Genomic DNA, 24,259 nt, shown 5'->3' with positions numbered 1-24,259 from the left:
TCCCTCGTCTCGTCGGGCCGCCGCCGGCTACGTAGCCGTCGGGAGCGCTACGTTCCCCTCATAGCACCGGTTACACGGCTCGACATCGAGGTCCCACCCGATCCGGGACACATGACGGACACACCACAGGACCGCGTCGCCGACGCCATCGGGGTCGTAGACACCGAGATCGAGTACACCGCCGACGAGCGGGCGGCGTTCGACCGCTTCCGCGCCCGTCTCTCGAAGGTCGAGCCGTGGACCCCCGCGACCGCCGACGGGAACGCGATCGACGCCGCGAACGCCGGCACGGGCCCGGGAGCCGCCGGGTCCGCCCCGACACTCGCCGCGACGCGCTCGGAACCACGGGCCGGCGCCGGGCTCCGGACCGTCCGGACGGCCTACCGCGAGACCGTGATGGCGGTCCCCCACTTCGAGGCCGAGTACGACGAGACGCTCCGGGAGAGCCTCGCCGCCGAGTTCGGGGCGGACGTGGCCGCACAGGTCGTCGACGGCGCTCGCCTGACGCCGCCGCTGTACCGCGCGCTCGGCGCCGCGGTCGACCGGGCCGTCGACGAACGGCAGCGGTTCCGCCGCACCCTCGAACGCGAGCGCGACTCCCTGGCGGCGGTCCGCGACGGGCTCGCCGCCTGCGAGCGGCGCCTCGACGAGGTCGCGGCCGAACTCGACGGCGCCGACGCCGAGCGGCCGGGCCGCCTCGACGAGCGGCTGGCCGACGCGGAGGCGACCTGTGCGGACCTGGCCGACGAGCGCCAGCGGCTCGTCCACGGCTGCCCCGCGGTCCCGCTCTCCGGCGTCGACGGCGTGAGCCTGGTCACCTTCCTCTACGGCGACCGCGAGCGGCGCTGTCCCGCGCTGGCCGCCGTCGCCGACTGCCTCGAACGGGTGCGCGACCTCCGGACACGCTGTCTCCGGTGAGCGCAGCCGCGTCGGTGCCGCCCCGGCACGGCCGCGCCTCCCGCGGGACCCCGTCGTCCACTGTGACCGCACCGCAAACGGGAAGTATCGGCCGCGAGCGCGGGGTTAAACCGACCGCGGCCGCGACGGTGAGCCGTGACCACGAGCGACGCGTCCGGTTCGACCGCCGCGGCCGCAGCGAAGCCCCGCGGCCGCGCCGGCGTGTTCGTCTCCATCTGCGCGTTCTCCTTCCTCGTGAACTTCGGCCGCATCGCGTTCGCCCCGCTGGTCGACTACTTCATCCGAACCGGGGTCAGCCCAGCCACCGCGGGGCTGGCCGCCACCGCCGTCTGGGTCGGCAGCGCGCTCCCGCGCCTGCCGACGGGGTATCTGCTCACTCTCGTCTCGCGCCACCGCGTCATCACCGGGATGGGCGCCTTCCTCGCCGCAGCGGCTGCGTTCACCGCCTACTCCCCGAACGTCCGCGTCACCGTCGCCGGCGCGCTGTTCGTCGGCCTCGCCTCCGGCGTCTTCTTCATCGCCGCCAACCCGCTGGTCAGCGAGCTCTACCCCGAGCGGGTGGGTCTGGCGGTCGGCCTCCGCGGGATGGCCTCGCAGATCGCCGCCGTCACCGCCCCCTTCCTCGTCTCGGTCGCCATCGCCCGCGGGTCGTGGCAGCTCTCCTTCCGCGCGCTGGCCGCCCTCGCAGTCGTCGTCACCCTCGTCTTCGTCCTCGCGGTCCGGCGGGCCGAGCTGCCCGAGGCGGGCGTCGACGACCGCGACCTGCTGGGTGCGATCCGCGCCCAGTGGCGACTGGTCGCCGCCGGCGTCGTCTTCGTCGGCTTCACCGGTTTCGTCTGGCAGGGCGTGTTCAACTTCTACGTCACCTACCTCGGCGCGAAGGGCATCCAGGCCGGCCCCGCCAACACCCTGCTGACGATCACCTTCGCCGCCGGCGTCCCGTCGTTCGTCGTCGCCGGCCGGCTGGCCGACCGCTTCGACTACCTCCCGGTCCTGCTGGCCATCCTCGGCGGGTTCGTCGTCACCCTGTTCGCGCTCACGCTCGTCTCCTCGTGGGTCGCGGTCGCCGCCGTCTCCGTCGTCATGAGCCTGGTCGTCCACGGCCTGTTCCCCGTCGCCGACGCCTACCTGCTGGACTCGCTGCCCGACGAGAACCGCGCCAGCGCCTACTCGGGCTACAGCGCCGTCATGATGCTCATGCAGGCCCCCGGCGGCGTCGCCGTCGGGACGTTCTACCAGTTCGGCCTCTCCTATTCGGGCGTCTTCCGCGCCTACGCCGCCCTCGTCGCCGTCATCGCCGTCGGAATGGCCGCCCTCGCCCGCGCCGGCCGGCTCCCGACCGGCCAGTGAACGGGCGGCGTCCGACTGCGTTGGGCACGAGTGAGAGTTGTCGCGGTGCGGTCGGCGCGCGCTGTCGCGCGCTCTCGTGCGCGCGACCGTAGCCGCGCGAGGTCTTCGTGAACGTGTGAACGAAGGCTCGTCAGCGCTTGCTCTGACGGTGGATTCGCGACTCGCGTGTCGCGAATCGGCTGGGGAGGCTCGTGGCCGTCTGCGGTGCGGTCCCTGGCGTCCGCGCGAACGTGTGAGCGCGGGCTCGGGAGAGCTTGCTCTCCCGGCGGACTGAACGGGCGAGGCGCGCGCGCGTGCAGTTCAGTCGCCTGAGCGACTCCTACCCGAAGCGGCCGCGGGCTTATCTCGCCGGGGCCGCTACACGGGAGCATGACCGACGACACGCCGGGGGTCACGCCCGAGGCGCTCCAGCGGCGCATCGACGCGGGGGAGCCGGTCCGCGTGCTCGACCTGCGGGACCGCGACGAGGTCGAGGAGTGGTCGCTCTCCGGGCCGGGCGTGGCGCTGACACAGAAGCCGTACAACCGCTTCGTCCAGGCCACGGTGACCGACGACCTGGGGGGGTTCGCCGACGACGTCGAGGGCGAGGGGCCGATCACGGTCGTCTGCGCGCGCGGCGAGGCCAGCGGTGAGGTCGCGCGGGAACTGGCCGGCGCCGGGATCGACGCGCGCAACCTCACCGGCGGGATGGAGGCGTGGGCGCGACTGCTGCTCGCGACCGAGATCGACGGGGCGCTCCCCGACGCACCCGGGTCGACGCTCGTCCAGTACCGCCGCCCCTCCAGCGGCTGTCTGGGATACATGGTCGTCTCGGGCGACGAGGCGGCGGTCGTCGACCCGCTGCGGGCGTTCGCCGACCGGTACGTCGCCGACGCGGCCGAGCGCGATGTCGAGATCACGACCGCCGTCGACACGCACGTCCACGCCGACCACGTCAGCGGCCTGCGCGCGCTGGCCGAGCGGACGGGGGCGACGCCGGTGATGCCCGCGCCGGCCGTCGAGCGGGGCGTGACCTACGACGTGGAGACGGTCGGCGACGGCGACACCGTCGGAGTCGGCGACCTGACGCTCGAAGCCGTCCACGCGCCGGGTCACACAACGGGGATGACCGCCTTCGCCGTCGGCGACGCGCTGCTGACCGGCGACAGCCTGTTCGTCGACGGGGTGGCCCGGCCGGACCTGGAGGAGGGGTCCGACGAGGCGCCCGCGTTCGCGCGGGCGCTCTACCGGACGCTCACCGAGCGGTTCGCCCGCTTCCCCGACGGGACGCTCGTCGCGCCGGGCCACCACGGCGAGGGCGCCCCGCCCGGCGAGGACGGGGCCGTCACGGCGCGGCTGGGCGAGTGCCGCGAGCTGCCCGTCTTCGAGCTGAGCGAGGCCGCGTTCGTCGACCGGGTGACCGGGCGGACGCCGCCGCGGCCGGCCAACCACGCGGAGATCGTCGATATCAACCTCGGTCGCGAGTCGGCCGACGACGGGGCGGCGTTCGAACTCGAACTCGGACCGAACAACTGCGCGGCGGCGCCGGCCGACGACTGAGTCGGGCGGAGGAGGGAGGACGGGAACGGGCCGGCGCGACTGTGGGTGCGGGTGTCAGAGGGGCGTCAGAACGGGAGGCGCTCGCGGATCTGGTCGACGAGCGAGTCGTCGTCGGGGTCGACGGGGCCGACGACGCCGTCCTCGGGGACGATGACGGTGCGGTGGTCCTCCTGGTGGGCCTCGATGAGGCCGTCCTCCTTCAGGTCGGCCAGCGCGTCCTCCAGCGTGTCGATGTCGACTTCCACCCGCGACCGGAGTTCGAAGACGGTCATCCCCTCCTCGCGCCGGTCGGCCAGCGCGTCCAGGACCGCGACCTCGACCTCGTCGCGGTCGCGATACTCCGGTTTCGCCTGCATACCCCACTGTTCGGCTGGCCGGGTCTTACGTGTATCCCCCGACGGGGGCGACCGGGCCCCGCGAGCGTGTCGGACCGCACGACTGCTCGACGTTCGGACAAACAGCACGCTTATGGTTCGGACGGGTCGAACACGTGGTAATGAGTATCAAGTGTTCGCTCCTGGGACACAGCTTCGGCGAGACGACCGTCGAGCGGGAGCGCGAGGAGGAGGGGACGGAAGTCGTCATCACGATCACCGAGATGGAGACGTGTTCCCGCTGCGGCGAGACCCGCGTGGTCTCCGAGAACAAGGAGGTGACCTCCATCGAGACGCCCGAGGGGGGCGCCGACGAGTTCGAGGCCACGCCGGGTTCGGAACCCGACGACGCCGCCGAGGGGGACACGCCGGCCGACGACGTGGCCGCGGGCGACGACGCCGACGTGAGCGGAACGACCGACGGCGCCGACGCGAGCGGCGCGGGCGCGGCGGCCGACGCGGGGGGGTCGGTCGCGGGCGAGGAGAGCGCCGGGACCGCCGGGAGCGACGGCACCGACGCGGTCATCCTCGACGACGACGGCGGCGACGAGTCCTCGGCCCAGGCCGAGGCCCGCGGCGCGGAGACGGCCATCCCGGACGCCGAGGGGGACGGCCAGCCCGCCGTCGACGCCGACGAGGACGACGCGGTCATCATCGGCGACGACGACCGCGACCCCGGCGAGTGGCCCGACGAGGACGACGAGCCCGACGGGACCGCCGACGCGGAAGGTCCCGGCGACGAGGGCGACGATGACCGGGACGACACTGCAGTCGACGAGGGATCCGAGTCGGACGCCGACGGCGACGACCGCGACCCCGGCGAGTGGCCCGAGGAGCCCTCAGACCCGGCCGAACGCGCCGGCGAGACCGCCGAGGTCGAGATCCTCGGCGGCGACGGCGAGGGCGGGGACGCCGGCGCGAGCGACGAACCCGCCGACCCCGTCGAGCCGGCGAGCGGGTCGGGCGCCGGTCCCGCCGACGCCGCGGCGGCGGGGCCGGCCGACGCCGGGGACGAGACCGACGTGACCGACGACGCCGTCGGCGCCTGGCCGGAGGAGGAGTCGCCCTCGACCGGCGCCGAGTCGATGGGCGACTGGCCCGAGGAGACCAAGCGGGACGGGCCGACGGACCCGGGGGCGGCCGGGCCGTCGCTCGGCGGCGACGAGACGCCGTCGATCACTATCCCCGAGGGGACGTTCAAGTGCTCCGAGTGCGACTTCTCGACGGAGGCCGACGCCACCTCGCTACGCGCCGGCGACTTCTGCCCGGAGTGTCGCCGCGGGACGCTGCTCGAACACGCCGACACCGTCCCCGAGGAGTGATATCGCCGGCGGGACGGGCAGGCCGACCATCTCGCGAGCGGGCCCTACGAACGGACCCCGCGAGCGCCCCCCTCCCGGCCGCCGACCGGTCGTCGTGACCCGCGGTCGGACGGGGTTCCGTTCGGCCCCGGACCGCGGTCCCGCGGCGCGGTCCGGCGCGCTCGAAAAAGGTATGAACGGTGCTTGCAAAGGGTCGCCCATGCGGGAGTACAAGATGCGCCGGGGAGAGCACCTCGACGAGCGTATCGAAGACATGGAGGCGACGATCGAGGACTACTTCGGAACCATCTCGACCACCGAGGAGTACAAGGGGAGCGACCTCTACGTGGTCGAAGACCCGGACAACCCGGTGTTCGAGCGCATCATCGCCGGCGCGGTCGAGTACAGCGGCAAGAAAGACAAACTCGCGGTCGACTTCGTCGAGCGCGACGCCGAGGACGTCATCGCCGAGGGCAACGCCGACGCCGCCGCGGACGCGGTCGACGCGAAAAACGACTTCCTGCTCGAGGCCACCGGCCGCGACGCCAAGAGCCGCCGCGACTCGATGAAACGCGCCGTCGAGGACAGCCCCGACGAGGCCGACGAGGTCTGAACTCCTTCTCCCTGCCGCCTGCGCGGGGGACGCCGCGGCAGACCTAAATACGGCTGTGACGTACTGTCACACATCGCCCGCCCGGAGGCGACTGCAAAGTATCCCGGCCTGAACCGCCGGAGCTGTGGCCATGGGTAGGGCCACGCCACAGTTCCTGTCCGAACCACCTCGACGGAGGCGGTCACACTCGGCATCCGGCGGTTCCGGTAAATGCTTTCTGTCACCTGACAGCGCTACGAGAGAAATCCGCCCCGACCGGCGGGTCGCCCCCATCGACCCTCCGGTCACGGACGCGACGAGCGCAAAGGCTCGAACGGGACGGGCGCGAACAGGTGGACGCGACGAGCGCGGACACGTGAGCGCCGTCCGTGCGCCCGGGCCGGACCGGGATCCGGCCGGGCGGTCCGGTGGCTGTCCCCCCGGGGGACCCGCGGCGACTTACTGCCCGAGCGGGTCGCGGTTGATCGCGACGCCGTGGGGCGTGATGATGAGCTGGTCGTCGCCCTTCTGGGCGATGTCGCCGCCGACCTCGTTGGCGACCTGCTTGAGCTCGTCGGTGATGTGCTCCATCGTCCGGTCCTGGGTCGTGTGACGCGTGATGTCGGCGATCACCACGTCGCCGTCGTAGACGGCGTCCTTGATGTCGATGACGTCCTGTTTGTCCCCGATCTTGGCGATGCGGACCTCCCGCGAGGCCGCCGCCGCCCCCGCGTCGACCCCGTCGCTCTCGATCTCGACGTAGTCCTCTTTCTGCCGGCTGCCCCCGGATTCCCCGAGGATCTTGCTCATAAGTCCCATACACTCTCTCCCGGTCGCTGTCGGTTTGTATTTTACGTCAGACATCCCTCGCCGCCCGGACACTCGTCGGACGCGACTCGCGGACGAGGGGTTAGTCGTCGGCGTCGACCGCCACGTCGCTGGCGCTGGGACTGTCCCCGCCGTGTGGCGTCTCGCGACGGCGGACCTTCGCCGAGTGGACCGTCTCCGTCGCGTCGTCGATGACGACCACCTCGCCGGGGCTCGTGGGCAGCCGCTCGGCCAGCGAGCCCGACATGTAGGTCGGCTGGGCGGCCTCCAGCGCTTCGAGGTCGGCCTCCGAGGTGAGCCGGTGGGAGACCACGATGTCCGACTGCGAGACGGCGACCTCCGAGACGGCGCTGGGGCGCTGGGTCGCGAGCACGAGGCTGACGCCGGGTGCGCGCCCGCGTGTGAGGATAGTTTCGAGGGCGGCCTCGCCGACCCCCTGGAAGAAGGTGTGGGCCTCGTCGACCAGGTACCACGGGAGCCGCGCGATCTCCCCGTTCACGCGGGCGCGGTACAGCGCCTCGCCGATGCCCCGGACCACGGCGTTCATCGGCGCCGCGTCCAGCCCCGACACGTCGACGACCGTCGCCGCCCCGCTGCCCAGTTCCGCGGCGTCCATCCCCCCGGGGTCGAAGATACCCCACGAGTCGGCCAGATCGAGGTGGTTGACCGCGGCGCGTCTGTCGACGCCGGGCGCGTCGGTCGCTTTGACGTTCGCGCGCATGTCGGCGAGCGTCGACTCGTCCTGGGCGGCCCGCCAGACGAGGCCGCCCGCGCCGCTCTCGGGGGAGAGATCCAGCAACGCGCACCACGACCGCGGGTCCAGCGTCGTCGCCGTGATCGCCGGGTCGTCGATCACTTCGGCGGGGACGGGGTCGCCCTCCGCGGGTTCGCCCAGCGTCGGGAACACGCCCATCGGGTCGGCGACGACGGGCGCGACGCCGCGAGCGCGCGCGAGCGCCTCCGCGAGGACGCCCAGCGTGTAGGACTTCCCGTAGCCGCGCTTCCCGACGACCAGCGTCGCGTGCGGCCCGTCGAGGTCGACGTGCAGCGGCGCGCCGCTGGAGCCGTCGCGGGCCCGGTAGGTCCCCAGGCGACCCGCGGGCGCGTCGTCGTCGGCCTGCACCACCTTCCCCCGTCCGATGACGAACGTCACGGGTTCCGCTTGCCCGGTTTCCGTACTTAGACCCTCGCCTCGCTCGGCCGAGGGCGCGGCCCTCGTCAGACGAGCGAGTCGAGTTCGTCGAGCGTCGACCGGATCGTCGGGCGCACGACGCCGGCCAGGTCGGCCGCGTCCCGCTGCGTGACTGTCGCCCCCAGCTCGTCGCCGGCCCTGTAGAGGCAGGCCGCCGCGACGCCGCTGGGGTTTTTCCCGCCCATCCGGCCGGACTCGACGAGGGTGACGGCGTACTCGCGGGCCCGGCGTTCGACCTCGGTGGGCACGTCCAGGTCCGAGGCGTACCGCGGGAGGTACTCCGTCGGGCTGACCGGCCCGACCGGCAGCCCAAGCTCCCGGTTCAGCGCGTCGTAGGCCGTCTTGAGCTCGCTCCGCTCGGCGCGGGCCACGTCGACGACCTCCTCCATCGTCCGCGCGATGGACTGGGTCCGGCAGGTGGCGTAGACGACCGCGGCGGCGAACCCTTCCAGCGACCGGCCCGGCAGCAGGTCCTCGGACTGCGCCGAGGAAAAGAGCGAACAGGACTGGTCGCGCACCGACGTTGGCAGCGACATCGCCGAGACCAGCCGCCGGATCTCCGTGTACGCGTAGAGCTTGTTGCGCTCGGCCTTCGAGTCGACCCGGGCGCGGTTGTGCTGGCGGCGCATCCGCACCAGCTGTCGCTGGCGCGTCCCGGAGACCTCCGACCCGGTCCCGTAGCCGATCTCCGTCGAGAGCCCGCGGTCGTGCCGGGACGCCGTCAGCGGCGCGCCGGTCCGGCGGCGGTCGGCGTCCTCGTCGGGCGACCGCCACTCCGGACCCCGCTCGACGGCGTCCTCCGCGGCGACCAGCCCGCAGTCCTCGCAGACCGTCTCCGTCTCCGATTCGCGAACTCGTCCCCCGCACTCCGTGCACACCGAGTCGGCGTCCGCGTCCGCTCGGGCGTCGATACCACTCCGCTGACGCTCCGTTCGGTCCCTCAAGCGTAACCCCCCGTGCAGCCACCCGTGTCGATACGGCGGAACCTATTAACGTTTGATGTCTTCTACAAATCCTATTTCGCTGACTCCGGTCGCGCGCCCGGATAATCGACCCAGAGAGGTCAGACCGGGCGGTTCGGCTCCCCGGATCGGGCGACGGGCGGTCGAACGGTCCCCGAATCGGTCCGTCGCCGGCGCCGGCGACTCCCCGGTAGCGGAAGGACGTTTCGGTACTACCCTCAGAAACGCACCAGTCATCGAAACGATCTGTTTCCGATTCTACTCAAAGAACCCATACTACAGTGGGCCAAACACTGACGGTCGCCGCCCCCTACGTCGCGAGCGTGACGTTCAGCATCTGCGTTCGGGAGGCCTACACGGACGAGGCGGGCGACGAACAGACCCGCTACGGGGTCGCGGTGACGACGCGGCTGGCCGGCGTGGGGACGCTGTGCCCGTTCGCCAACGAACACGGGGCCGTCGCCACCCAGAGCCTGGTCAACGTCGACCTCGGCCGCAAGGGAGCCGAGTATCTCGCGGACGGTCTCGCCGTCGAGGACGCGCTCGAAGCGCTCCTCGCCGCCGACGACGGGCGGCCCCAGCGCCAGCTCCACGGCGTCGGCGCCGACGGCGAGTTCGCCTTCTCCGGCGAGGAGTGTCGCCCCTGGTTCGGGGACGTCGTGGGCGACAACTACACCGTCGCCGGCAACCTGCTGACCGGCGGCGACGTGGTCGAGGCGGTCGCGACGGCCTACGAGGCGACCGCCCCAGCGGAGCCGGACGACCCCGGGAGCGACCCGGAGACGCCGCTGGCCAAGCGGCTGGTCGAGGCGCTGGCTGCCGGCCACGAGCTCGGCGGCGACAAGCGCGAGGATCTGCACGTCCAGAGCGCGGCGCTGCTGGTCCGCTCGACCGAGGACCGCGAGATGGCGCCCTACTACGACGACCTGCGCGTCGACGCGACCGAGACGCCGATCGAGGACCTGCGCGAGACGTACGAACTCGCGGCGGAAGGGTACGAGATGGCGGTCGAGCGCTACGAGGAGGAGTACGCCGACGACGAGGACGCCGGGGAGTGAGCCGTCGGGGGTCCCGGCCGACCGCTGGCGCTCTCAGACGGTGAACTCGAAGAGGTCGTCGCCCACGTGGTGGATCGATTCGACGACCTTGCCGGAGTCGCCGACCATGTCGGCGCCGTCGGTCTTCGCGCGGCCGACGGCGAGGAACTTGCCGTGGCTCTCCTCGTTGATGGCCACCAGGTCGCCGGCGTCGATGGAGTCGTCGGCCTCGGTGATGCCGGGCCGCATCACGTCGGCGCCGTCGGAGACGAAGGATACGGCGCCGGCGTCGACGGTGACGACGTTGCGCTGGGGCGGGTAGGCGTTGGCGCCCTGGACGGTGAGGAAGGGCTCGTCCTCGCCGGCCTCGTCCTCGATATAGAGCACGAGGGGGTCGCCGTCGACGAGGACGACGTTCCAGTCGCTGTCCTCGAACTCGACTTTCTCGTAGCTGTCGGCGTCGATCTCGACCCCGAGGGTGTCGGCGACGGCGTCCTCGATGTCGGCGATGGCGTCCGCCCGGAGGTGGTGGCGGGACTTGACGTTCATACCTCGACGTGGGCCGGGAGCCGGGATAAATCGACCGCTCCGCGACGGCGCACACCGGGGAACGGGCGAGGGACGGCCGCGTCCGGCCGGGGGAAGCGGCTACGAGTCGGCCGGGCGGTAGCGGCGGCCGGCGAGCAGCGCCGCGGCGTGGACAGACCACAGCGCGAGGAGAACAGGGGTCGTCTCGGCCGTGACCCCGAAGACCGCGAGGACCGGGAGGTGGACACAGGGAAGGGCGACGCCGGCCCAGAAGGCCAGGCGCTCGGCGACGGCCGCGGCGTCGGCGAACAGGCGGCCGAGGCGCCGGCGGAGGGCGAGGGTAGCGGGCGGTGCGCTCATCCGTACACCTCCTTCGACGGACAGCCCCCAAAAGTCGACGAACGCTCAAACCGGGATTTGAGTCTCCGCGAGGGCGGGCGACACCCGGGCATCGGCATCGCGTCGCGCTCAGGCATCGCCGACCTCCGAGTGGGACTCGGTCGATTCGTCCGCGGGCCCGGCGCGCTCGTCGCGCTGGATGACGCGGCCGCTGACGTAGGTGAGGATCGTCAGGAGGACCAGCGGGACGAGCGTGAGCACGTGCGCCCAGAAGACGAACCACAGGTCCCAGCCCCACGGGTTGTACACCCAGAACATGATATCGAGGACGGCGAGGATCCCGATCGGGATGAAGTTGACCGTCAGGTCGAGCCAGGTCTCCTCGGTGAGTTGTAGGACGCTCATGGGTCGTCCGGCACTGGTCGTGCCGTAACGGCGGTAGGGGCGGACGGTGAATAGCGGTCGGGCTTGCGCTCGAAGGGAGCGCTCGCAGGCCCGACGCGACCGGACCCCGCCGGGGACGGGGCCGTCAGGGGTCGGTGTCGAGTTCGCGGAGGGCGGCGTCGTAGGCTTCGGCGCCGTCGAGCGAGTCGAAGACGTCGTCGAGTCGGTCGTCGAGCTCGGCGAGTCGGCTGTCGAGGCGCTCGCGCTCCTCGCCGCTCGCGTCCGCGCGCTCGCTGGCGATTCTGTAGTACGATTCGAGGGTCGTGCGGTAGGTCGCCCGTCGGCCGAGCCGCTCGACGGTCTCCGTGAGGCGGTCGCCGTCGACGGGCTTGACGAGGTAGTCGTCGAACGCCGTCGACTCGACGTCGAGGGGGTCGTCGGTCAGCGCGGCGACCTGGCAGTCGGTCCCGTCCGCCCTGACGCGGTCGACGACCCGCCGGACCGACAGGCCCGGGATCGTCGGGTCGAGCAGGGCGACGCTCACGTCGGCGTCGAGGCTGGCCAGCGCGTCGGCGCTGTCGTAGGCCGCCCGAACGGTGAACCGCTGCCTGAGCACGTCGGCCAGCCCGTCGGTGACGGCCGGGTCGCGGTCCGCGACGAGGACGACCTGCGCGGAGGGGCCACCGTCGGGCGAGCGGTCCCGCCGGGCCGGACGGTCGCGCGCGTGTTCGTCGGTCGCGGACTCGGAGTCGGGCCGTTCGTCCTGGTTCATCGGTTCTAGCTGGGTCACTCGCCGCCGACGTCTGCCGTCCGGAGGTCGACGACACTGTCGAACAACACCTCGAACGTCTCGACCGTCTCGGGGTCGTGCACGTCCGGGTTCATGTGGTAGTGGGCCACCGCACCGGCGCGGTCGACCGTCCGCGTCAGCACCTCGAGGAACTTGAACACGGCGGGCTCCTCGGCGCGCTGGAGCAGGTCCGACACCGAGTGGACGCAGACGGTCGCCTCGCCGGTCGCGGCGAGGTCCGAGAGGTGGCGGTCGATCACCTCGCCCAGTCCGGCCAGGTCGGTCTCGGCGTCGACCGACTCGACGACGGCGTTCGGCGCGCCGTCGGTCCCGGCCGCGGTCGCGGCCGTCGACCGCGCGACGGGCTCCACGTCGACGACCGTCGCGTTCTCCGGTCGCCCGCCCTCGTGGTCGGTCCAGACGTCGAGTCGCTCGGCCGGCGACTCCATGCAGGTGACCAGCAGCGCGTGTTCGCGCTCGCCGGGGCCGTGCAGCAACTCGCCGCAGACCTCGTCCTCGTGGCCGCCGACCGACGGCGCCAGCAACAACACGTTCAGCGGCATCTCTGTACTCCCACTGTCGTCCGATGTCGTACTCATGGCGATGTCCCCGGAGTTGCCGTCCACGTAACTCCGCTACCTGACGTAACTGTGTTCGGCACGCAAGTAAGTTCCGTCGGTGTTATCAGTCGTGAGATGTCGTTCGTCTGTGTAGTATCATATCATTGAATTTTGGCCCGTGACGCTCGCAGCGTCGGCGTCTCGGATCCGACGACGGTTAACAGACCCGAGAACGGCCGCGAGGGGGTTCAGCGTGACTCCCCGTGGCACGGGGACCTCGTTTGGAAAGTCTTAAATTCATCTCCGGCGAACCCGTGAATGCGTGCCCGGGTGGTGTAGTGGCCCATCATACGACCCTGTCACGGTCGTGACGCGGGTTCAAATCCCGCCTCGGGCGCTTCTCCGATTTCACCGACGCGGAGTTTCATCTCCGCGTCCCTCTCGAAATCGGAGAGCGGCAGTACTGGATTTGAACCCTATCAGTCGCGCGCAGCGAGTGCAACGAGCGAGCACGTCTGATTCCGGTTCAAATCCCGCTTCGGGCGCTTCTCTGAATCCAACTGGCAAGCGGCGCGTTTCATCGCGCCGCGTTCCGGATTCAGTGTGCGTCGTCCGGGATCTGAACCCTATCAGTCGCGCGCAGCGAGTGCAACGAGCGAGCACGTCTGATTCCGGTTCAAATCCCGCCTCGGGCGTCTTCTGCTGTGAACAACACGGCGAGCACCTCGTGTGCTCGCCACCGTGAGCAGCGAAACGACCTCATGCGGGATTTGAAATAGACCGAGGTTCTGCGCCTTCGGCGCAGGTTCTCGGGCGTGGTTCAAATCCCGCCTCGGGCGCTTCTCCGATTTCACCGACGCGGAGTCCCACTTCCGTATTCTCCCACATCAAGCCCGTTCGTCGGCATCCACGACCGATAGTGAGAGTGGGATCTCTCGTCCCCTGATCGCCGCGAGTCGCGACCATCGGGGGCGACAGCGAGCGGCGAACGTCCTCGGTGCGCTCGCTCTGAGTTGAATCGACCGCATTAGACGGCGGGCGCTGAAAGCCCTCGGCGCGCTCGCGGTCGCTGAGACGGGATATCCGCGCTCTCGGCACCGCCCGCTCACGGCACAGCCGTTCGCTTCGAGGCGCACAGCGCCTCGCACCGCGCGGATAGTGCCCGCTCAGGCGACTGTCGGCGCGAGCGCGCCTCGTCCGTTCAGTCCGCCGGGACAGCACCGCTCCGTGACTGCAACAGCAACCGCCCCGCACAGCACCGCAGACGGCCACGATCCTCCCCAGCTGATTCGCAACCCGCGAGTCGCGAATCCCTCGCGCGACAGCGCGCGCCACGGCGGTCACTCGGTGTCCCACACGTCGGCGATGGGGTTGGAGCTGGACTTCGAGCGGCGGGAGCGGCGGCGACCGCCGCGAGAACTGTCGTCGTCGCCGCTCGACCCGGACCCCGACGCCGAGGCGCCCGAGGACGCCGACGAGGTACCGTCGGACCCGCCCGCGTTCGACCCCGTCGACCGGGAGCGATTCGACGTGCTGGAACTCGACCCGGTGGCGGCCCCGGTGTCGACGGCGGGCAGGTCGGGCTCGCTCATGCGGTCGACCTGTTCGGCGAACCAGTCGGGCATGTCGACGCGGGCGCGTTCGAAGAGGTCCAGTAGCGACGAGTCGGCGAGGTAGGTCGCGCCGTAGTCGTCGGGCGCGCGGACGACGCGGCCGCAGGCCTGGATCACGGTTCTGAGAGCGGTCCGGTAGTACCAGCCCCACTGGTCGTCCTCCAGCCGCGCGGCGACGCGGGAGTCGCGGGTGTTCGGATACGGCGCCTTGCACAGCAGTTGCCAGCGACAGAGGTCGCCCTCCAGGTCCAGCGCCTCCTCCATCTTGACGGAGAGGAACACGTCGGGGTCGTCGACGCGCTTCCACGTGGACAGCTGAGCGTCCCGGTCCGCCGAGTCGTGCGTGCGGACGCGCGAGTCGACGCCGAACTCCCGGAGGTGTTCCCGCAGCTGGTCCTGGATGGCGTAGGAGTGGCAGTGGACCAGCCCCTTCTCCGACGGGTGGGCTTGCATGATCCGCACGAGCGTCTCGGCGACCCGGGGGATCGTCTCGTCGCGGGCCTCGTAGGTCATCTTCCCCTGGGTCACGTCGTACAGCGGCCGGTTCTCGACGGGGAAGGTGTGGGGCACCTCGACGAGGGCCACGCGGTCCGGCGCGAGGCCGACGTTGGCGCAGAAGGCGTCCTTGTTGAGGATGGTCGCCGACAGCAGCGCGAAGTTGCTGGCGCGGTCCCAGACGGTGTGTTTGAGGTACTTCTCGGGCGCCATCGGCTTGATCGTTACCCTGGTCCCCGCGCCGTCGGCCTGGTCGACGACCCAGGTGGTGGCGCTGTCCTCGTCGCGGTAGTCCTCCGCGAACCACGACAGGTCCGACTGGAGTTTGACGAGCTTGTCGCGCTCGGCGGCCTCCTCCGGGTCGAGTTCCGCCTGCTGGCGCACCTCCGTCAGCCGGCGGCCGGCCATGGTGTGGAGCGTGTCGGCGTAGCTGACTGCGTCGTCGAGGCCGTCGATCTCGGGCGGTTCGCAGGCGTCCCAGACCGGGACGGTGTCCGGCCCGAGGTCGATGGTCGCGTACATCTCGGCCCAGTTGCCCAGCCCGTGGGCCTCGTCGATCACGAGCACGTCGCGCTGGCCGAACACGTCGGAGCCGGCGGTCTGCATGAAGTAGGCCAGGGTCATCGCGGCGATGCGGTTGTTCGCGGCGATGGCGCGGTCGGAGAAGTAGGGACAGCGATGCTGGACCTGGCAGTCGAACATCCGCTCGCGGGCGCAGGGCGCCTGGTCGACGGGGGTATCCGTCTCGCCGGGGAGGATGCAGTCGTAGTTGTTCTTCCCGCGGATGACCTTGAGGTCCTGGAGGAGGTCGTCGCCCGCCACGTCGTCGAGCTGGGACACCTGCGGGGTGGTGTAGTAGGCGTCGATGGGTTCGCCCGCCTCGCTCTCGCCGGCGGTGCGAGCACAGCCGGCGATGGCGCGGGCGAGCAGGGACTTGCCGCTGCCGGTCGGCGCGCGCACGAGGACCACGTCGTTGCCGGCCGCGAAGGCGTCGCGGATGTCGGCCAGGGCCTGCTCCTGGGCGCCGCGGTAGGAGGGCGCCGGGAACTCCTCGAAGATCCGACCCGGTTGCACGTCAGGGGACACTGCTGCGGGGAGGGTAAACCTGCCGGAAGGCACGGCACTCGCAACCGGTCGTCCGTGTCGGACAGCAAGTATTTACCATCGCGACGGGAAACCCGCGGACGATGACATCCCCGCGACGGACCTTCCTCCGACGCAGCGCGGCCGCCCTCCTCGCCGGCGCGACGGCCGGCTGTCTGAGCGACGATACGGGTACCGCGACGGACGAACCGGCCGGCGCGCCGACCGACACCGCGACGAGCACTGCGACGCCGACGACGGCCGAGACCCCCACGCCGACGGAGACGGCGACACCGACCGAGACGGCCACGCCGACCCCTGCGGGCCCCCCGAACGCCGACTACGCGACGTGGCTCCCCGAGCCGGCGGCGCTCGACCGCGAGCACTACGCGTTCACGTCGGCCGCGCCAGCGGCACTGCTCGACTACGAGTCCGACCTCGGCGACGGCGCGGTCGAGACTTTCCGGGGCGGCTCCGGGGTCCCGGGCGTCGAGTCGTACGCCGACACGGGGTCGTTCGTCCAGCTCGGGCTCGGCGTGCTGATCTTCGAGGGCGGCGTCGACCGCGGCGCCGCCGCCGAGGACCTGCGGAGCCAGGGGTACAGCGAGCGGGAGACCGCCCACGGCTTCGCCGTCTTCGCACAGGAGGGCGGCGGCGCGGCGGCGCTGGGCGAGTCGACGCTGGTCACCGCGCCGGCGTTCAACGACGGCGACCGCGCGACCGCCACCGTCGAGGCGATCCTCGCGGCGCGAGCCGGCGACGGCGAGCGCTACGTCGACGCGTCGGCCGACTGCGCTCGTCTCGTCGACGCGCTCGGGAGCGGGCACGTCCTCGCCGGGCGGACCTACCGGGCCGGCGCGACCCTCGACGGCGCCGTCGCCGGCGGCATCGCCTACGAGGTCGAGGGGTCGGAGACGGCGGTCAGGACCCCGGCGGTCTTCCGCGAGGGGCGGGCCGACGAGGCGGCGCTGGCCGACTGGGCGGCCGACGCCGAGGCGTTCTACGGGCGGGAGCCCGAGACGGCCGTCGACGGCCGGGTCGTCACGGCGCGGGCGACGGTCGACAGCGCCGACATCGAGCAGTTCCGGCAGGGGATGCCGGGGGAGTCGCCGCCCGGCGAGACGCGGACGCCGCAGGTCGTCTTCGAGTTCGACTACGAGTCGACCGGCGACGGCGCCGGCCTCCTGACGGTCACCCACGACGGCGGCGACTCGGTCCCCGCGGCGGAACTGTCCCTCCGCGGGACGGGCTTCGCCGCGGTCGACGGCGCCGACCAGACCGCGGCCGGCGAGTGGCGGGGCACGGCCAGCGGCGACGGCGAGACGGTCGTCGCCGGCGACTCGGTCGCGGTCGGCGTCGCCAGCGACTGCGAGATCAACGTCGCCTGGGAGAGCGCGGACGGGGACACGGCCGCGACGCTCGACGCGTACCGCGGTCCCGACGCCTGAATCCTGTCGCGGCCGGCGACTGATCGACTCCGCAACTGTTTTGCTGGCAGTCCGGAAACACGGGGAGCGATGCCGGAGACGCGACGGAACGCACTGAAGCGAGGGGGAGCGACGATCGCGGCCCTGTCGGCGCTGTCGGGCTGTCTCGGCGGCGTCCTCGGCGGCGGGACGCCGACCGAGGCGCCCGGCGACGGGTCCGAGGGGGACGGCGGCGGTGACGGTGGGGACAGCGGCGGCGACGGAGCCGGTGACGACGACAGCGAGTCGACGCCCACCGGGACGCCGACGGCGACGCCGGCGCCGGTCCGGCCCGAGACGCCGACAGCCACGCTGACGCGGTGGATGCCGGACCCGTCGCTGCTCGACCAGACCGGGGAGTCGGGGTACGCCTTTCTCGGGATGGCGCCGCGGGCGCTCGGCGAGTTCGAGGGCGCGCTCGGCTCGGGCGCCCTGCAGCAGTTCCAGGGGCGGTACCCGATCCCGGGCGTCGGCCGGTTCGGGGACCAGCGGGCGCTGTTCCGGTTCGCCCGGTCGGCGTCGGTCCTCCTGGGCGAGTTCGACCGGACGGCCGTCGAGGACGGCCTGCGGGAGTACGGCTTCGAGGCGGGGGAGGCCTACCGCGGGTTCCGCCTTTTCAGCCCCGCCGACCCGCGAGCGGCGGCGGTCCGCGACGGGATGCTCGTCACCGTCGGGACCGTCTCCAGCGAGGACACGGTCGACAAGCGGCCGGTCGTCGAGGCCATCGTCGACGCGCGAACGGGCAACGCCGACCGCTACGTCGACGCCGTCCCCGAGTGCCGGCGGCTCCTCGACTCGGTCGGGAGCGCGCACGTCCTCCAGGGTCGCACGCACGCGACCGGGGAGACCTTCGAGGGAGGGGTCGGCGAGGGGATGGGCTACCACGTGGCCGAGGACCGGACGCGCGTCCGCGCCGCCGCGCTGTTCGAGGGGGAGGCCGACCGCCCGGCGATGGCCGAGTGGGCGGGCAACTCCGAGGCCTTCCTCGGCGGCGACCCGACGCTCCGGGCCGACGGGCAGGCGGTCACCGCGACGGCGACGGTCCCGAGCGGCGACGTGACCGGGTTCCCGGGCGAGTTCCCCGGGCCGGACATCGAGCGAGACCCCGGCACCGGCGGTCCGCCGACCGTCTCGTTCGGCTTCTCGTACGAGCACGCCGGCGACGGCGTCGGCACCCTCACGGTCACCCACGAGGCCGGCGACGCGGTGCCCCGAGAGGCGGTCCAGATCCGCGGAGAGGGGTTCGCCGAGGTCGACGGCGTCGACCAGCGGGGTCCCGGCGTCTGGCAGGGGTCGGTCGGCGGGGAGGGCGGATCGGTCGTCGCCGGCGACTCGGTCACGGTCGGCGTCGCCAGCGACTACGAGATAGCCGTCGTCTGGCGCCCGCCCGACTCGGAGGAGTCGACGACGCTGGCGACCCACGAGGGGCCGGACGCCTGAGCCGGCCGGACGCCCGAGTCGGCCGGACACCCGAGTCCGGGACCGCCGGGTTGCGACGGGGGCGTCGCTACAGGTCGGCCACGTCCTCTGCCGTCGGCTCGCGGTCGTCGGGGAGCCGTTCGATGCAGTCGTAGCAGAGGAAGTGCTCGGAGCCGTCGGCCAGCTCCAGCGACAGCCCGTCGGTCGTCCGCTTCTCCAGCGTCCAGATGTTCGCGATACCGCCGGCGATGCTCACGTCGTCGCCGCAGCCGTCGCACGGCCGGGTGGTCATACCCGCCGTACGGCGGGCACCGGGAAAAGCGACGCGGGCGGCGCGCCCGCTCCCGATGGGGCGAGGCGCCCCAGCGGCGCGGGCGGGACACCCGCCACCGCGTGTCACGACCCCGTCAACTTATCACGGGGAACGAGTAACAGGTACATCGAACCGAGATCCCACATGTACGGACCACCGGTCGTGCTGTACGTCGGGTCCGACGCGGCGGCGGTCGCCGACGCCTGGGCCGAGTCCGGCGACGGGCTCGTCGTCCGGGGGGCGGCCCCCGAGGCCGACGTAGCCGACCGGCTCGCCGACGGGGGATTCGACGCCGTCGTCTGCGACTGCGACGGGTCGTTCGACGCCCGGGCGACGGTCGAGGCGGTCCGCGACCACTCGGCGTCGCTGCCGGTCGTCGTGCTCTCGGTCGGCGACGCCGTGTCGCTGGCGGCCGTGGCCGACCTGGGCGTCGAGAGCTACCTGCAGGTCGAGGCGGACGCCGACCGCGTCGGGCGGCTGGCAGACCTGCGCCCGCTGGTCGAGCGCCGCCGGGCGGCGCGCCGCGAGTCGACGATGCTCGACTCGCTTCTGGAGAACCTCCCGCTGTCGGTGTACTTCAAGGACCGCCGGAGCCGCCACGTCCGGGTCAGCGACGAGATGCCGCGGCTGACCGGGCCCGCGCACCTGGAGAACCCCGAGGGCAAGCGCCACCACACGCCGGCGGACGTCGTCGGGAAGACGGACTTCGACCTGTACCCGCCGGTGCTGTCCGAGGAGGCGGTCGCCGACGACCGCACCGTGGTCGAGACCGGCGAGTCCATCGACGACCGGATCGAACACGCCTACGGCGACGACCTCGAGGAGACCTACGTCACCACCTCGAAGGCGCCCTGGCGCGACGAGGACGGGCGGATCCTCGGCGTCGTCGGCGTGACACGGGACATCACCGAGCGCAAGCGCTACGAGAACCAGCTCGAACGCCAGAACGAACGCCTGGAACGGTTCGCGAGCGTCGTCTCCCACGACCTGCGCAACCCGCTGGAGGTGGCGCTGGGCCGGCTGGAGTTCGCCCGCGAGGACGGCGACGAGGAGCACTTCGACGCCGTCGAGCGGTCGCTCCGCCGGATCGACGACCTGATCGACGACGTGCTGACGCTCGCCCGCGAGGGCGAGGCCGTCAGCGACCCCGAACCCGTCGAACTGGCGGAGGTGGCCCGCCGGGCGTGGACGGTCGTCGCCACCGACGAAGCGGCCCTGACCGTCGAGACGGACGCGACGCTGCTGGCCGACGGGAGCCGCCTCCAGCAGCTGCTCGAGAACGTCTTCAGGAACGCCGTGGAACACGGTTCCACGAGCCCTCAGTCGCAGGCTCCTGAGGACGCTGTCGAACACGGCCGCGACGACGTGACCGTCACGGTCGGCGACCTCGGCGAGCGCCAGGGCTTCTACGTCGCCGATGACGGCCCCGGCATCCCCGAGTCCCACCGGGACAGCGTCTTCGACCCGGGCTACTCGACCGACGACGGGACCGGCCTGGGACTGAGCATCGTCCGGACCATCGCGGAGGCCCACGGGTGGGAGACGGACGTGACCGAGAGCGAGGCCGGCGGCGCGCGCTTCGAGTTCGGCGACGTGAGCGGCGACGGGCTCGCGAGCCCTCACGCCGACGACGGGGCGACCGACGAACGGACCGGCGCCGGCGACGACTGACCCGGCGCCCGTCGACCGGTTCGGTGTGTTCGATACAGGCGAGCGACGTAACGTCAGATGCTCTCGGAAACAGATGAATACCCCCAAGAAATTTATCACGAAGTCGTGTTTTCTTGCTTATGTCCCTGATCGGTTCCCTCCGAACCGAACCATTACTTCGCCGTCCGGTATTCGTTGTTGCGGCGCTACTCGCGGCCATCCTGGTGGGCGAACCTCTCGTAGTGAATACCCTCGATAGGGTGATTGATGGGAGAGGTGGTTTCCCGCTGTGGCTTCCGCACTTCGGAACACTTGGGAAAACGTACATGTACTATCTGCTTTTCTTCGACTTCCTCAAATTCGTCGCGTTGCCTGCCGCGCTCATGTGGGTCGCATACGCCTATGGTCGCTACCGTTCGACCGACTTCGAGAACTGAACTATCGCTCACTATGCATATCGAAGTGACCGTCACGGTCTCTCGGGGCCCGACCTTTTGGCCGCCGCCGCCCAAACGCGACCATGGAGGTGAACTGCGAGGGGTGCGCCGGCTGCTGTCTCGACTGGCGCGCGCTGGCGCCCCAGGGGACCGACCACGGCCACGAGCGCCGCGGCAGCTACCGGCCGCTCGACGACGTGGCCAACCTCGCGCCGCTGTCGAGCGACGAGGTGCGCGCGTTCCTCGACGCGGGCCTGGCCGGCGCGCTGGTCGCCCGGCTGTTCCGGATCGAGGACGGCCCGAGCGTGACCGTCGGCGGCGTCGAGGTCGCCGCCGTCCGTGGCCGCCCCGCCTTCCTCGTCGGCCTGCGGAAGGTCCCCAAACCCGTCGCGCCCTTCGACGCCGAGCCGCGCTGGCTCCCGACCTGCGCCTTCCTCGACCCGGAGACGCTCCAGTGTCGCATCCACGGGGACGACGTGTACCCCGGGACCTGTGCGACCTACCCGGGCGACAACCTCGCGCTCGACGCCGAGACGGAGTGCGAGCGGGTCGAGCGCGCCCACGGCGGCGACCGGCTGCTCGACGACGAACCGCCCGACGGCGCCGGGCCGGTGCTGGGGCCGGGGGCGGTGGGCGCACGGGTGTTCGGCCACCCCGACGCCGACCGGATCGAGGGGGCGGTCGAGCGGCTCGCCGCGGACGAGGCGACGCGGGCCGACCACGCGGAGTTCGTGGCCGTCGCCGCCGCCTCGGCGCCGGGGACGCTCGCCGTCAGCGACGAGCGCTACGAGCGAGCGCGCGAACGGGCGCTCGACGCAGACTCGTGGGTCGACGGCGCCATCGCCGAGTGGACCGACCGCGCCGACGAGGAGCCGCCCGACCCCGCGACCGCCGCGGCCGTCGAGGGCGACCGCGGCGCGCCGGGGACGCCGGGCTGGGAGGACTGATCCGGCCGGCGTCGCCCGACCGAGGGCACGGCCGGGCGACCCCGTCCGACGGGCGACGACACCGGCTCCGATCGTTAAGGGGATAGAGTCCCTGGTGCGGGTATGCACGTGCTCGTCACGGGGGCGACGGGGTTCGTCGGGGGGCGGCTCGTCCCCGCGCTGACCGGCGCCGGCCACGACGTGCGGGCGCTGGTCCGGGACCCGTCGGCCTACGACCCGCCGCCGGGCGTCGAGGTGGTCCAGGGCGACCTGCTCGAACCGGGGACGCTCGCGCCCGCCTTCGAGGGGATCGACGCGGCGTACTACCTCGTCCACTCGATGCGGGCCGGCGACGACTTCGAGGAACGGGACCGGAAGGCGGCGAGCAACTTCGCCGCGGTCGCGGACGACGCGGGGGTCGAGCGGGTCGTCTACCTCGGCGGGCTCGGCGAGGACGGCGACGACCTCTCGCCGCACCTCCGGTCGCGCCGTGAAGTCGAGACGGTCCTCGCCGACGCCGACTACGAACTCACGACGCTGCGGGCGGCGGTCATCGTCGGCGACGGCAGCGCCAGCTTTCGGATGGTCCGCCAGCTCGTCCGGCGGCTGCCGGTGATGGTCACCCCTCGGTGGGTGAGAAACGAGTGCCAGCCCATCGCCGTCGACGACGTGATCGCGTACCTCGTGGGCGTGCTCGACGCGCCGGCGACGGCCGGCGAGACCTACGGGATCGGCGGCCCGGACGTGCTGACCTACCGCGAGATGCTCGCCCGGACCGCCGAGGCGATGGGGCGGCGCCGGCCGCTGATCCTCTCCGTGCCGGTCCTCACGCCGAAGCTCTCCTCGTACTGGATCGGGCTCGTCACCGACGTGCCGACGGCGGTCGCCCGGCCGCTCGTGCTCGGGCTGAGAAATCCCGTGGTCGTCACCGACGACGCCATCCGCGACCACGTCGATGTCGATCTCACGTCGTTCGACGACGCCGTCCGGAAGGCGCTCGCCCCCGAGACGGGGACGGCCGCGGCCGCCCCCGGCGGGAGTCCGACGACCGGCGAGCGCGGGGGGCGGACCTGATGGGGACCGACCCGCCGCCCGACGACGCCGCCACCCGCGACCCGTCGCCGGACGGCGCTGCCCCCGACGACGCCGCGACCGACCACCCCGTCCCGGAGTACGGCGAGACGTGGGTCTACGAGAGCATCGTCGGCGCGCTCCCGGGCGTCCACATCTCCGAGCGGCTCGCGCTGGTCATCCAGTTCTCGCTGTTCGAGGCGGGCGTGCTGGTGCTGGCCGCGATCTACGGGCTCCCGGAGGGGGCCGTCGCCGGGACCGTCGCCGTCCTCGTGGCGACCGCCGGCAGCCTGGAGATGCTGCGGATCAGCAAGCTCGTCCGCCGGGCGGACCTGCCCGAGCCGTACCGCCGGCTCGTCTTCGGCTCCAGCATCGAGGTCGTCCTCGGCGTGCTGGCCTTCGTCGCCCTGCTGACCTACCTGTTCGTCCTCGACCCGCGGTCGGCCAGCCCGCTGGTGACCGAACTGCTGGGGCCGGAGCCGCCGCTGGCCGCGACGTATCTCACGCTCCTGGTGCTGTGGGACGTGTGCTACCGCATCGGCACCGGCTGGTGGGCCAGCGTCGCCGCGCTGTGGCGGTCGGCCCGCTTCCGTTTTTCCCCCGAGCAGACCCGCATCCTCGCCCGCGCCGACCTGGAGACGATGGGTTTCGGCCTGCTCCAGCTGCTTTTGGTCCCGTTCCTGCTGGACCACACGGTCCTGCTGGTCGCCGTCGTCGGGCACGTCCTGGCGGTCGCGACCGTGACGACGCTGTCGCTGGTCGTCCTCCACCGGCGCACAGAAGGGACCGGAGCGATTACGAATTTATCTCCTTGAACTGGTCGAGCAGCTCCTCCGTCGACTCGTCGCTGTCGTACTCGACCTCGCCGCGGTACTCCGTGCGGCGGTCCTCGTCGCTCATGTCGACCTCGCCGTTCTTGCGCTCGCGGCGCTCATGCTCCACTTCGTCGTATGCACCCATCGACATTGTGTATCACACCCACACTAGTGAGCTAACGACTATCAATGTAACGGTCGGTGAAATTTCGCGTCGAGCGTCACCGGCGCGCCCGCCGGCGGGGTCTGGACGGGCGGCGGCGCCGGCGGTGCGACG

Annotated in this window: 25 protein-coding genes and 1 tRNA gene; 14 read left to right on the top strand and 12 right to left on the bottom strand. The window is 71.9% G+C overall.

Features of this window, described 5'->3' with window-relative positions; genetic code table 11:
• The first annotated feature begins 111 nt into the window (after nt 1–111).
• The 3 genes from E3328_RS14730 to E3328_RS14720 all read left to right on the top strand — a co-directional run bounded on the left by E3328_RS14730 (nt 112) and on the right by E3328_RS14720 (nt 3,807).
• Nucleotides 112–918 carry a DUF7260 family protein gene (locus E3328_RS14730; protein WP_135365379.1) on the top strand — a complete coding sequence of 269 codons (807 nt, stop codon included), beginning with the start codon at nt 112–114 and terminating at the stop codon, nt 916–918.
• Between the two features lie 135 nt (nt 919–1,053).
• Nucleotides 1,054–2,268 carry an MFS transporter gene (locus tag E3328_RS14725; RefSeq protein WP_135365378.1) on the top strand — a complete coding sequence of 405 codons (1,215 nt, stop codon included), beginning with the start codon at nt 1,054–1,056 and terminating at the stop codon, nt 2,266–2,268.
• A 369-nt stretch (nt 2,269–2,637) separates the two neighbouring features.
• Nucleotides 2,638–3,807: an MBL fold metallo-hydrolase gene (locus tag E3328_RS14720; protein WP_135365377.1), complete on the top strand. Its 1,170-nt coding sequence runs from the start codon at nt 2,638–2,640 to the stop codon at nt 3,805–3,807.
• A gap of 65 nt (nt 3,808–3,872) precedes the next feature.
• Here the strand turns inward: E3328_RS14720 and E3328_RS14715 are convergent, their stop codons facing one another.
• Nucleotides 3,873–4,163: a DUF6432 family protein gene (locus tag E3328_RS14715; protein ID WP_135365376.1), complete on the bottom strand. Its 291-nt coding sequence runs from the start codon at nt 4,161–4,163 to the stop codon at nt 3,873–3,875.
• Between the two features lie 140 nt (nt 4,164–4,303).
• Here E3328_RS14715 and E3328_RS14710 point away from each other — a divergent pair, with 140 nt between their 5' ends.
• Together E3328_RS14710 and E3328_RS14705 are read left to right on the top strand one after the other, a co-directional pair.
• Nucleotides 4,304–5,503, top strand: a complete 1,200-nt coding sequence (locus tag E3328_RS14710) for a DUF7093 family protein (protein ID WP_135365375.1) — start codon at nt 4,304–4,306, stop codon at nt 5,501–5,503.
• A 199-nt stretch (nt 5,504–5,702) separates the two neighbouring features.
• Entirely contained in the window at nt 5,703–6,095 is a 393-nt protein-coding gene (locus E3328_RS14705) for a DUF5611 family protein (RefSeq protein WP_135365374.1), read from the top strand.
• A gap of 438 nt (nt 6,096–6,533) precedes the next feature.
• On the opposite strand, the gene E3328_RS14700 is transcribed toward E3328_RS14705, so the two are convergent.
• The 3 genes from E3328_RS14700 to E3328_RS14690 form a co-directional block, all read right to left on the bottom strand.
• Nucleotides 6,534–6,893, bottom strand: coding sequence for a cell division protein SepF (locus tag E3328_RS14700; protein WP_135365373.1), 360 nt, complete (start codon nt 6,891–6,893; stop codon nt 6,534–6,536).
• A gap of 91 nt (nt 6,894–6,984) precedes the next feature.
• A complete protein-coding gene (locus tag E3328_RS14695) occupies nt 6,985–8,055 on the bottom strand; it encodes an ATP-binding protein (RefSeq protein ID WP_135365372.1) in 1,071 nt (356 codons plus the stop codon).
• A gap of 65 nt (nt 8,056–8,120) precedes the next feature.
• A complete protein-coding gene (locus E3328_RS14690) occupies nt 8,121–8,972 on the bottom strand; it encodes a transcription initiation factor IIB (RefSeq protein WP_246023021.1) in 852 nt (283 codons plus the stop codon).
• A 407-nt stretch (nt 8,973–9,379) separates the two neighbouring features.
• Between E3328_RS14690 and E3328_RS14685 the strand changes: the two genes are divergently transcribed.
• Nucleotides 9,380–10,114, top strand: coding sequence for a DUF1028 domain-containing protein (locus E3328_RS14685; protein WP_135365740.1), 735 nt, complete (start codon nt 9,380–9,382; stop codon nt 10,112–10,114).
• Between the two features lie 33 nt (nt 10,115–10,147).
• On the opposite strand, the gene E3328_RS14680 is transcribed toward E3328_RS14685, so the two are convergent.
• The 5 genes from E3328_RS14680 to E3328_RS14660 all read right to left on the bottom strand — a co-directional run bounded on the left by E3328_RS14680 (nt 10,148) and on the right by E3328_RS14660 (nt 12,733).
• Complete coding sequence (locus E3328_RS14680) at nt 10,148–10,642, bottom strand: RNA-binding protein (RefSeq protein ID WP_135365371.1); 495 nt, start codon at nt 10,640–10,642, stop codon at nt 10,148–10,150.
• Between the two features lie 99 nt (nt 10,643–10,741).
• Nucleotides 10,742–10,981 carry a DUF8028 family protein gene (locus E3328_RS14675; protein WP_135365370.1) on the bottom strand — a complete coding sequence of 80 codons (240 nt, stop codon included), beginning with the start codon at nt 10,979–10,981 and terminating at the stop codon, nt 10,742–10,744.
• A gap of 108 nt (nt 10,982–11,089) precedes the next feature.
• A complete protein-coding gene (locus tag E3328_RS14670) occupies nt 11,090–11,365 on the bottom strand; it encodes a DUF6684 family protein (RefSeq protein ID WP_135365369.1) in 276 nt (91 codons plus the stop codon).
• Nucleotides 11,366–11,489: 124 nt separating this feature from the next.
• On the bottom strand, nt 11,490–12,134 hold the full coding sequence (locus tag E3328_RS14665; RefSeq protein ID WP_135365368.1) for a response regulator: 645 nt from the start codon (nt 12,132–12,134) through the stop codon (nt 11,490–11,492).
• The gene (locus tag E3328_RS14660; protein ID WP_135365367.1) at nt 12,131–12,733 is read right to left on the bottom strand and encodes a DUF7504 family protein; all 603 of its coding nucleotides are present in this window, start codon (nt 12,731–12,733) and stop codon (nt 12,131–12,133) included. Before E3328_RS14660 ends, E3328_RS14665 begins: the two co-directional genes overlap by 4 nt.
• A gap of 285 nt (nt 12,734–13,018) precedes the next feature.
• Here E3328_RS14660 and E3328_RS14655 point away from each other — a divergent pair.
• Nucleotides 13,019–13,091 (top strand) — tRNA-Asp (locus E3328_RS14655).
• A 943-nt stretch (nt 13,092–14,034) separates the two neighbouring features.
• Here E3328_RS14655 and E3328_RS14650 read toward each other — a convergent pair.
• Nucleotides 14,035–15,876 carry an ATP-dependent DNA helicase gene (locus E3328_RS14650; RefSeq protein WP_135365366.1) on the bottom strand — a complete coding sequence of 614 codons (1,842 nt, stop codon included), beginning with the start codon at nt 15,874–15,876 and terminating at the stop codon, nt 14,035–14,037.
• Nucleotides 15,877–15,989: 113 nt separating this feature from the next.
• Between E3328_RS14650 and E3328_RS22365 the strand changes: the two genes are divergently transcribed.
• Both E3328_RS22365 and E3328_RS14640 read left to right on the top strand, forming a co-directional pair.
• Nucleotides 15,990–17,333 carry a type IV pilin N-terminal domain-containing protein gene (locus E3328_RS22365; protein ID WP_209452208.1) on the top strand — a complete coding sequence of 448 codons (1,344 nt, stop codon included), beginning with the start codon at nt 15,990–15,992 and terminating at the stop codon, nt 17,331–17,333.
• Between the two features lie 69 nt (nt 17,334–17,402).
• Entirely contained in the window at nt 17,403–18,791 is a 1,389-nt protein-coding gene (locus E3328_RS14640; RefSeq protein WP_135365365.1) for a M14 family metallopeptidase, read from the top strand.
• A gap of 67 nt (nt 18,792–18,858) precedes the next feature.
• On the opposite strand, the gene E3328_RS14635 is transcribed toward E3328_RS14640, so the two are convergent.
• Entirely contained in the window at nt 18,859–19,062 is a 204-nt protein-coding gene (locus tag E3328_RS14635; RefSeq protein ID WP_135365364.1) for a DUF7561 family protein, read from the bottom strand.
• Between the two features lie 165 nt (nt 19,063–19,227).
• On the opposite strand from E3328_RS14635, the gene E3328_RS14630 reads away from it, so the two are divergent.
• The 5 genes from E3328_RS14630 to E3328_RS14610 all read left to right on the top strand — a co-directional run bounded on the left by E3328_RS14630 (nt 19,228) and on the right by E3328_RS14610 (nt 23,982).
• On the top strand, nt 19,228–20,754 hold the full coding sequence (locus tag E3328_RS14630) for a PAS domain-containing sensor histidine kinase (protein ID WP_135365363.1): 1,527 nt from the start codon (nt 19,228–19,230) through the stop codon (nt 20,752–20,754).
• Between the two features lie 119 nt (nt 20,755–20,873).
• Nucleotides 20,874–21,170, top strand: coding sequence for a hypothetical protein (locus tag E3328_RS14625; protein WP_135365362.1), 297 nt, complete (start codon nt 20,874–20,876; stop codon nt 21,168–21,170).
• Between the two features lie 83 nt (nt 21,171–21,253).
• Nucleotides 21,254–22,117 carry a YkgJ family cysteine cluster protein gene (locus E3328_RS14620; RefSeq protein WP_135365361.1) on the top strand — a complete coding sequence of 288 codons (864 nt, stop codon included), beginning with the start codon at nt 21,254–21,256 and terminating at the stop codon, nt 22,115–22,117.
• Between the two features lie 102 nt (nt 22,118–22,219).
• A complete protein-coding gene (locus E3328_RS14615; RefSeq protein ID WP_135365360.1) occupies nt 22,220–23,170 on the top strand; it encodes an NAD(P)H-binding protein in 951 nt (316 codons plus the stop codon).
• Complete coding sequence (locus tag E3328_RS14610) at nt 23,170–23,982, top strand: DUF7530 family protein (protein WP_246023020.1); 813 nt, start codon at nt 23,170–23,172, stop codon at nt 23,980–23,982. The genes E3328_RS14615 and E3328_RS14610 overlap by 1 nt, the downstream gene beginning before the upstream one ends.
• On the opposite strand, the gene E3328_RS22075 is transcribed toward E3328_RS14610, so the two are convergent.
• Nucleotides 23,963–24,133, bottom strand: a complete 171-nt coding sequence (locus E3328_RS22075) for a DUF5786 family protein (protein WP_246023019.1) — start codon at nt 24,131–24,133, stop codon at nt 23,963–23,965. The two genes, E3328_RS14610 and E3328_RS22075, sit on opposite strands and share 20 nt — an antisense overlap.
• Between the last annotated feature and the right edge of the window lie 126 nt (nt 24,134–24,259).

The sequence above is a fragment of the Halosimplex halophilum genome (genome assembly GCF_004698125.1).
Taxonomy (GTDB): domain Archaea; phylum Halobacteriota; class Halobacteria; order Halobacteriales; family Haloarculaceae; genus Halosimplex; species Halosimplex halophilum.
Note: the sequence above shows the minus strand (reverse complement) of the source record. Positions and strands in the feature narration are given on the sequence as shown.

Coding starts and splice junctions, on each gene's coding strand:
- E3328_RS14730 (WP_135365379.1), top strand. CDS start 112: ATGACGGACACACCACAGGACCGCGTCGCCGACGCCATCGGGGTCGTA.
- E3328_RS14720 (WP_135365377.1), top strand. CDS start 2,638: ATGACCGACGACACGCCGGGGGTCACGCCCGAGGCGCTCCAGCGGCGC.
- E3328_RS14715 (WP_135365376.1), bottom strand. CDS start 4,163: ATGCAGGCGAAACCGGAGTATCGCGACCGCGACGAGGTCGAGGTCGCG.
- E3328_RS14710 (WP_135365375.1), top strand. CDS start 4,304: ATGAGTATCAAGTGTTCGCTCCTGGGACACAGCTTCGGCGAGACGACC.
- E3328_RS14705 (WP_135365374.1), top strand. CDS start 5,703: ATGCGGGAGTACAAGATGCGCCGGGGAGAGCACCTCGACGAGCGTATC.
- E3328_RS14700 (WP_135365373.1), bottom strand. CDS start 6,893: ATGGGACTTATGAGCAAGATCCTCGGGGAATCCGGGGGCAGCCGGCAG.
- E3328_RS14680 (WP_135365371.1), bottom strand. CDS start 10,642: ATGAACGTCAAGTCCCGCCACCACCTCCGGGCGGACGCCATCGCCGAC.
- E3328_RS14675 (WP_135365370.1), bottom strand. CDS start 10,981: ATGAGCGCACCGCCCGCTACCCTCGCCCTCCGCCGGCGCCTCGGCCGC.
- E3328_RS14670 (WP_135365369.1), bottom strand. CDS start 11,365: ATGAGCGTCCTACAACTCACCGAGGAGACCTGGCTCGACCTGACGGTC.
- E3328_RS14660 (WP_135365367.1), bottom strand. CDS start 12,733: ATGAGTACGACATCGGACGACAGTGGGAGTACAGAGATGCCGCTGAAC.
- E3328_RS22365 (WP_209452208.1), top strand. CDS start 15,990: ATGACATCCCCGCGACGGACCTTCCTCCGACGCAGCGCGGCCGCCCTC.
- E3328_RS14640 (WP_135365365.1), top strand. CDS start 17,403: ATGCCGGAGACGCGACGGAACGCACTGAAGCGAGGGGGAGCGACGATC.
- E3328_RS14635 (WP_135365364.1), bottom strand. CDS start 19,062: ATGACCACCCGGCCGTGCGACGGCTGCGGCGACGACGTGAGCATCGCC.
- E3328_RS14630 (WP_135365363.1), top strand. CDS start 19,228: ATGTACGGACCACCGGTCGTGCTGTACGTCGGGTCCGACGCGGCGGCG.
- E3328_RS14625 (WP_135365362.1), top strand. CDS start 20,874: ATGTCCCTGATCGGTTCCCTCCGAACCGAACCATTACTTCGCCGTCCG.
- E3328_RS14620 (WP_135365361.1), top strand. CDS start 21,254: ATGGAGGTGAACTGCGAGGGGTGCGCCGGCTGCTGTCTCGACTGGCGC.
- E3328_RS14615 (WP_135365360.1), top strand. CDS start 22,220: ATGCACGTGCTCGTCACGGGGGCGACGGGGTTCGTCGGGGGGCGGCTC.
- E3328_RS14610 (WP_246023020.1), top strand. CDS start 23,170: ATGGGGACCGACCCGCCGCCCGACGACGCCGCCACCCGCGACCCGTCG.
- E3328_RS22075 (WP_246023019.1), bottom strand. CDS start 24,133: ATGTCGATGGGTGCATACGACGAAGTGGAGCATGAGCGCCGCGAGCGC.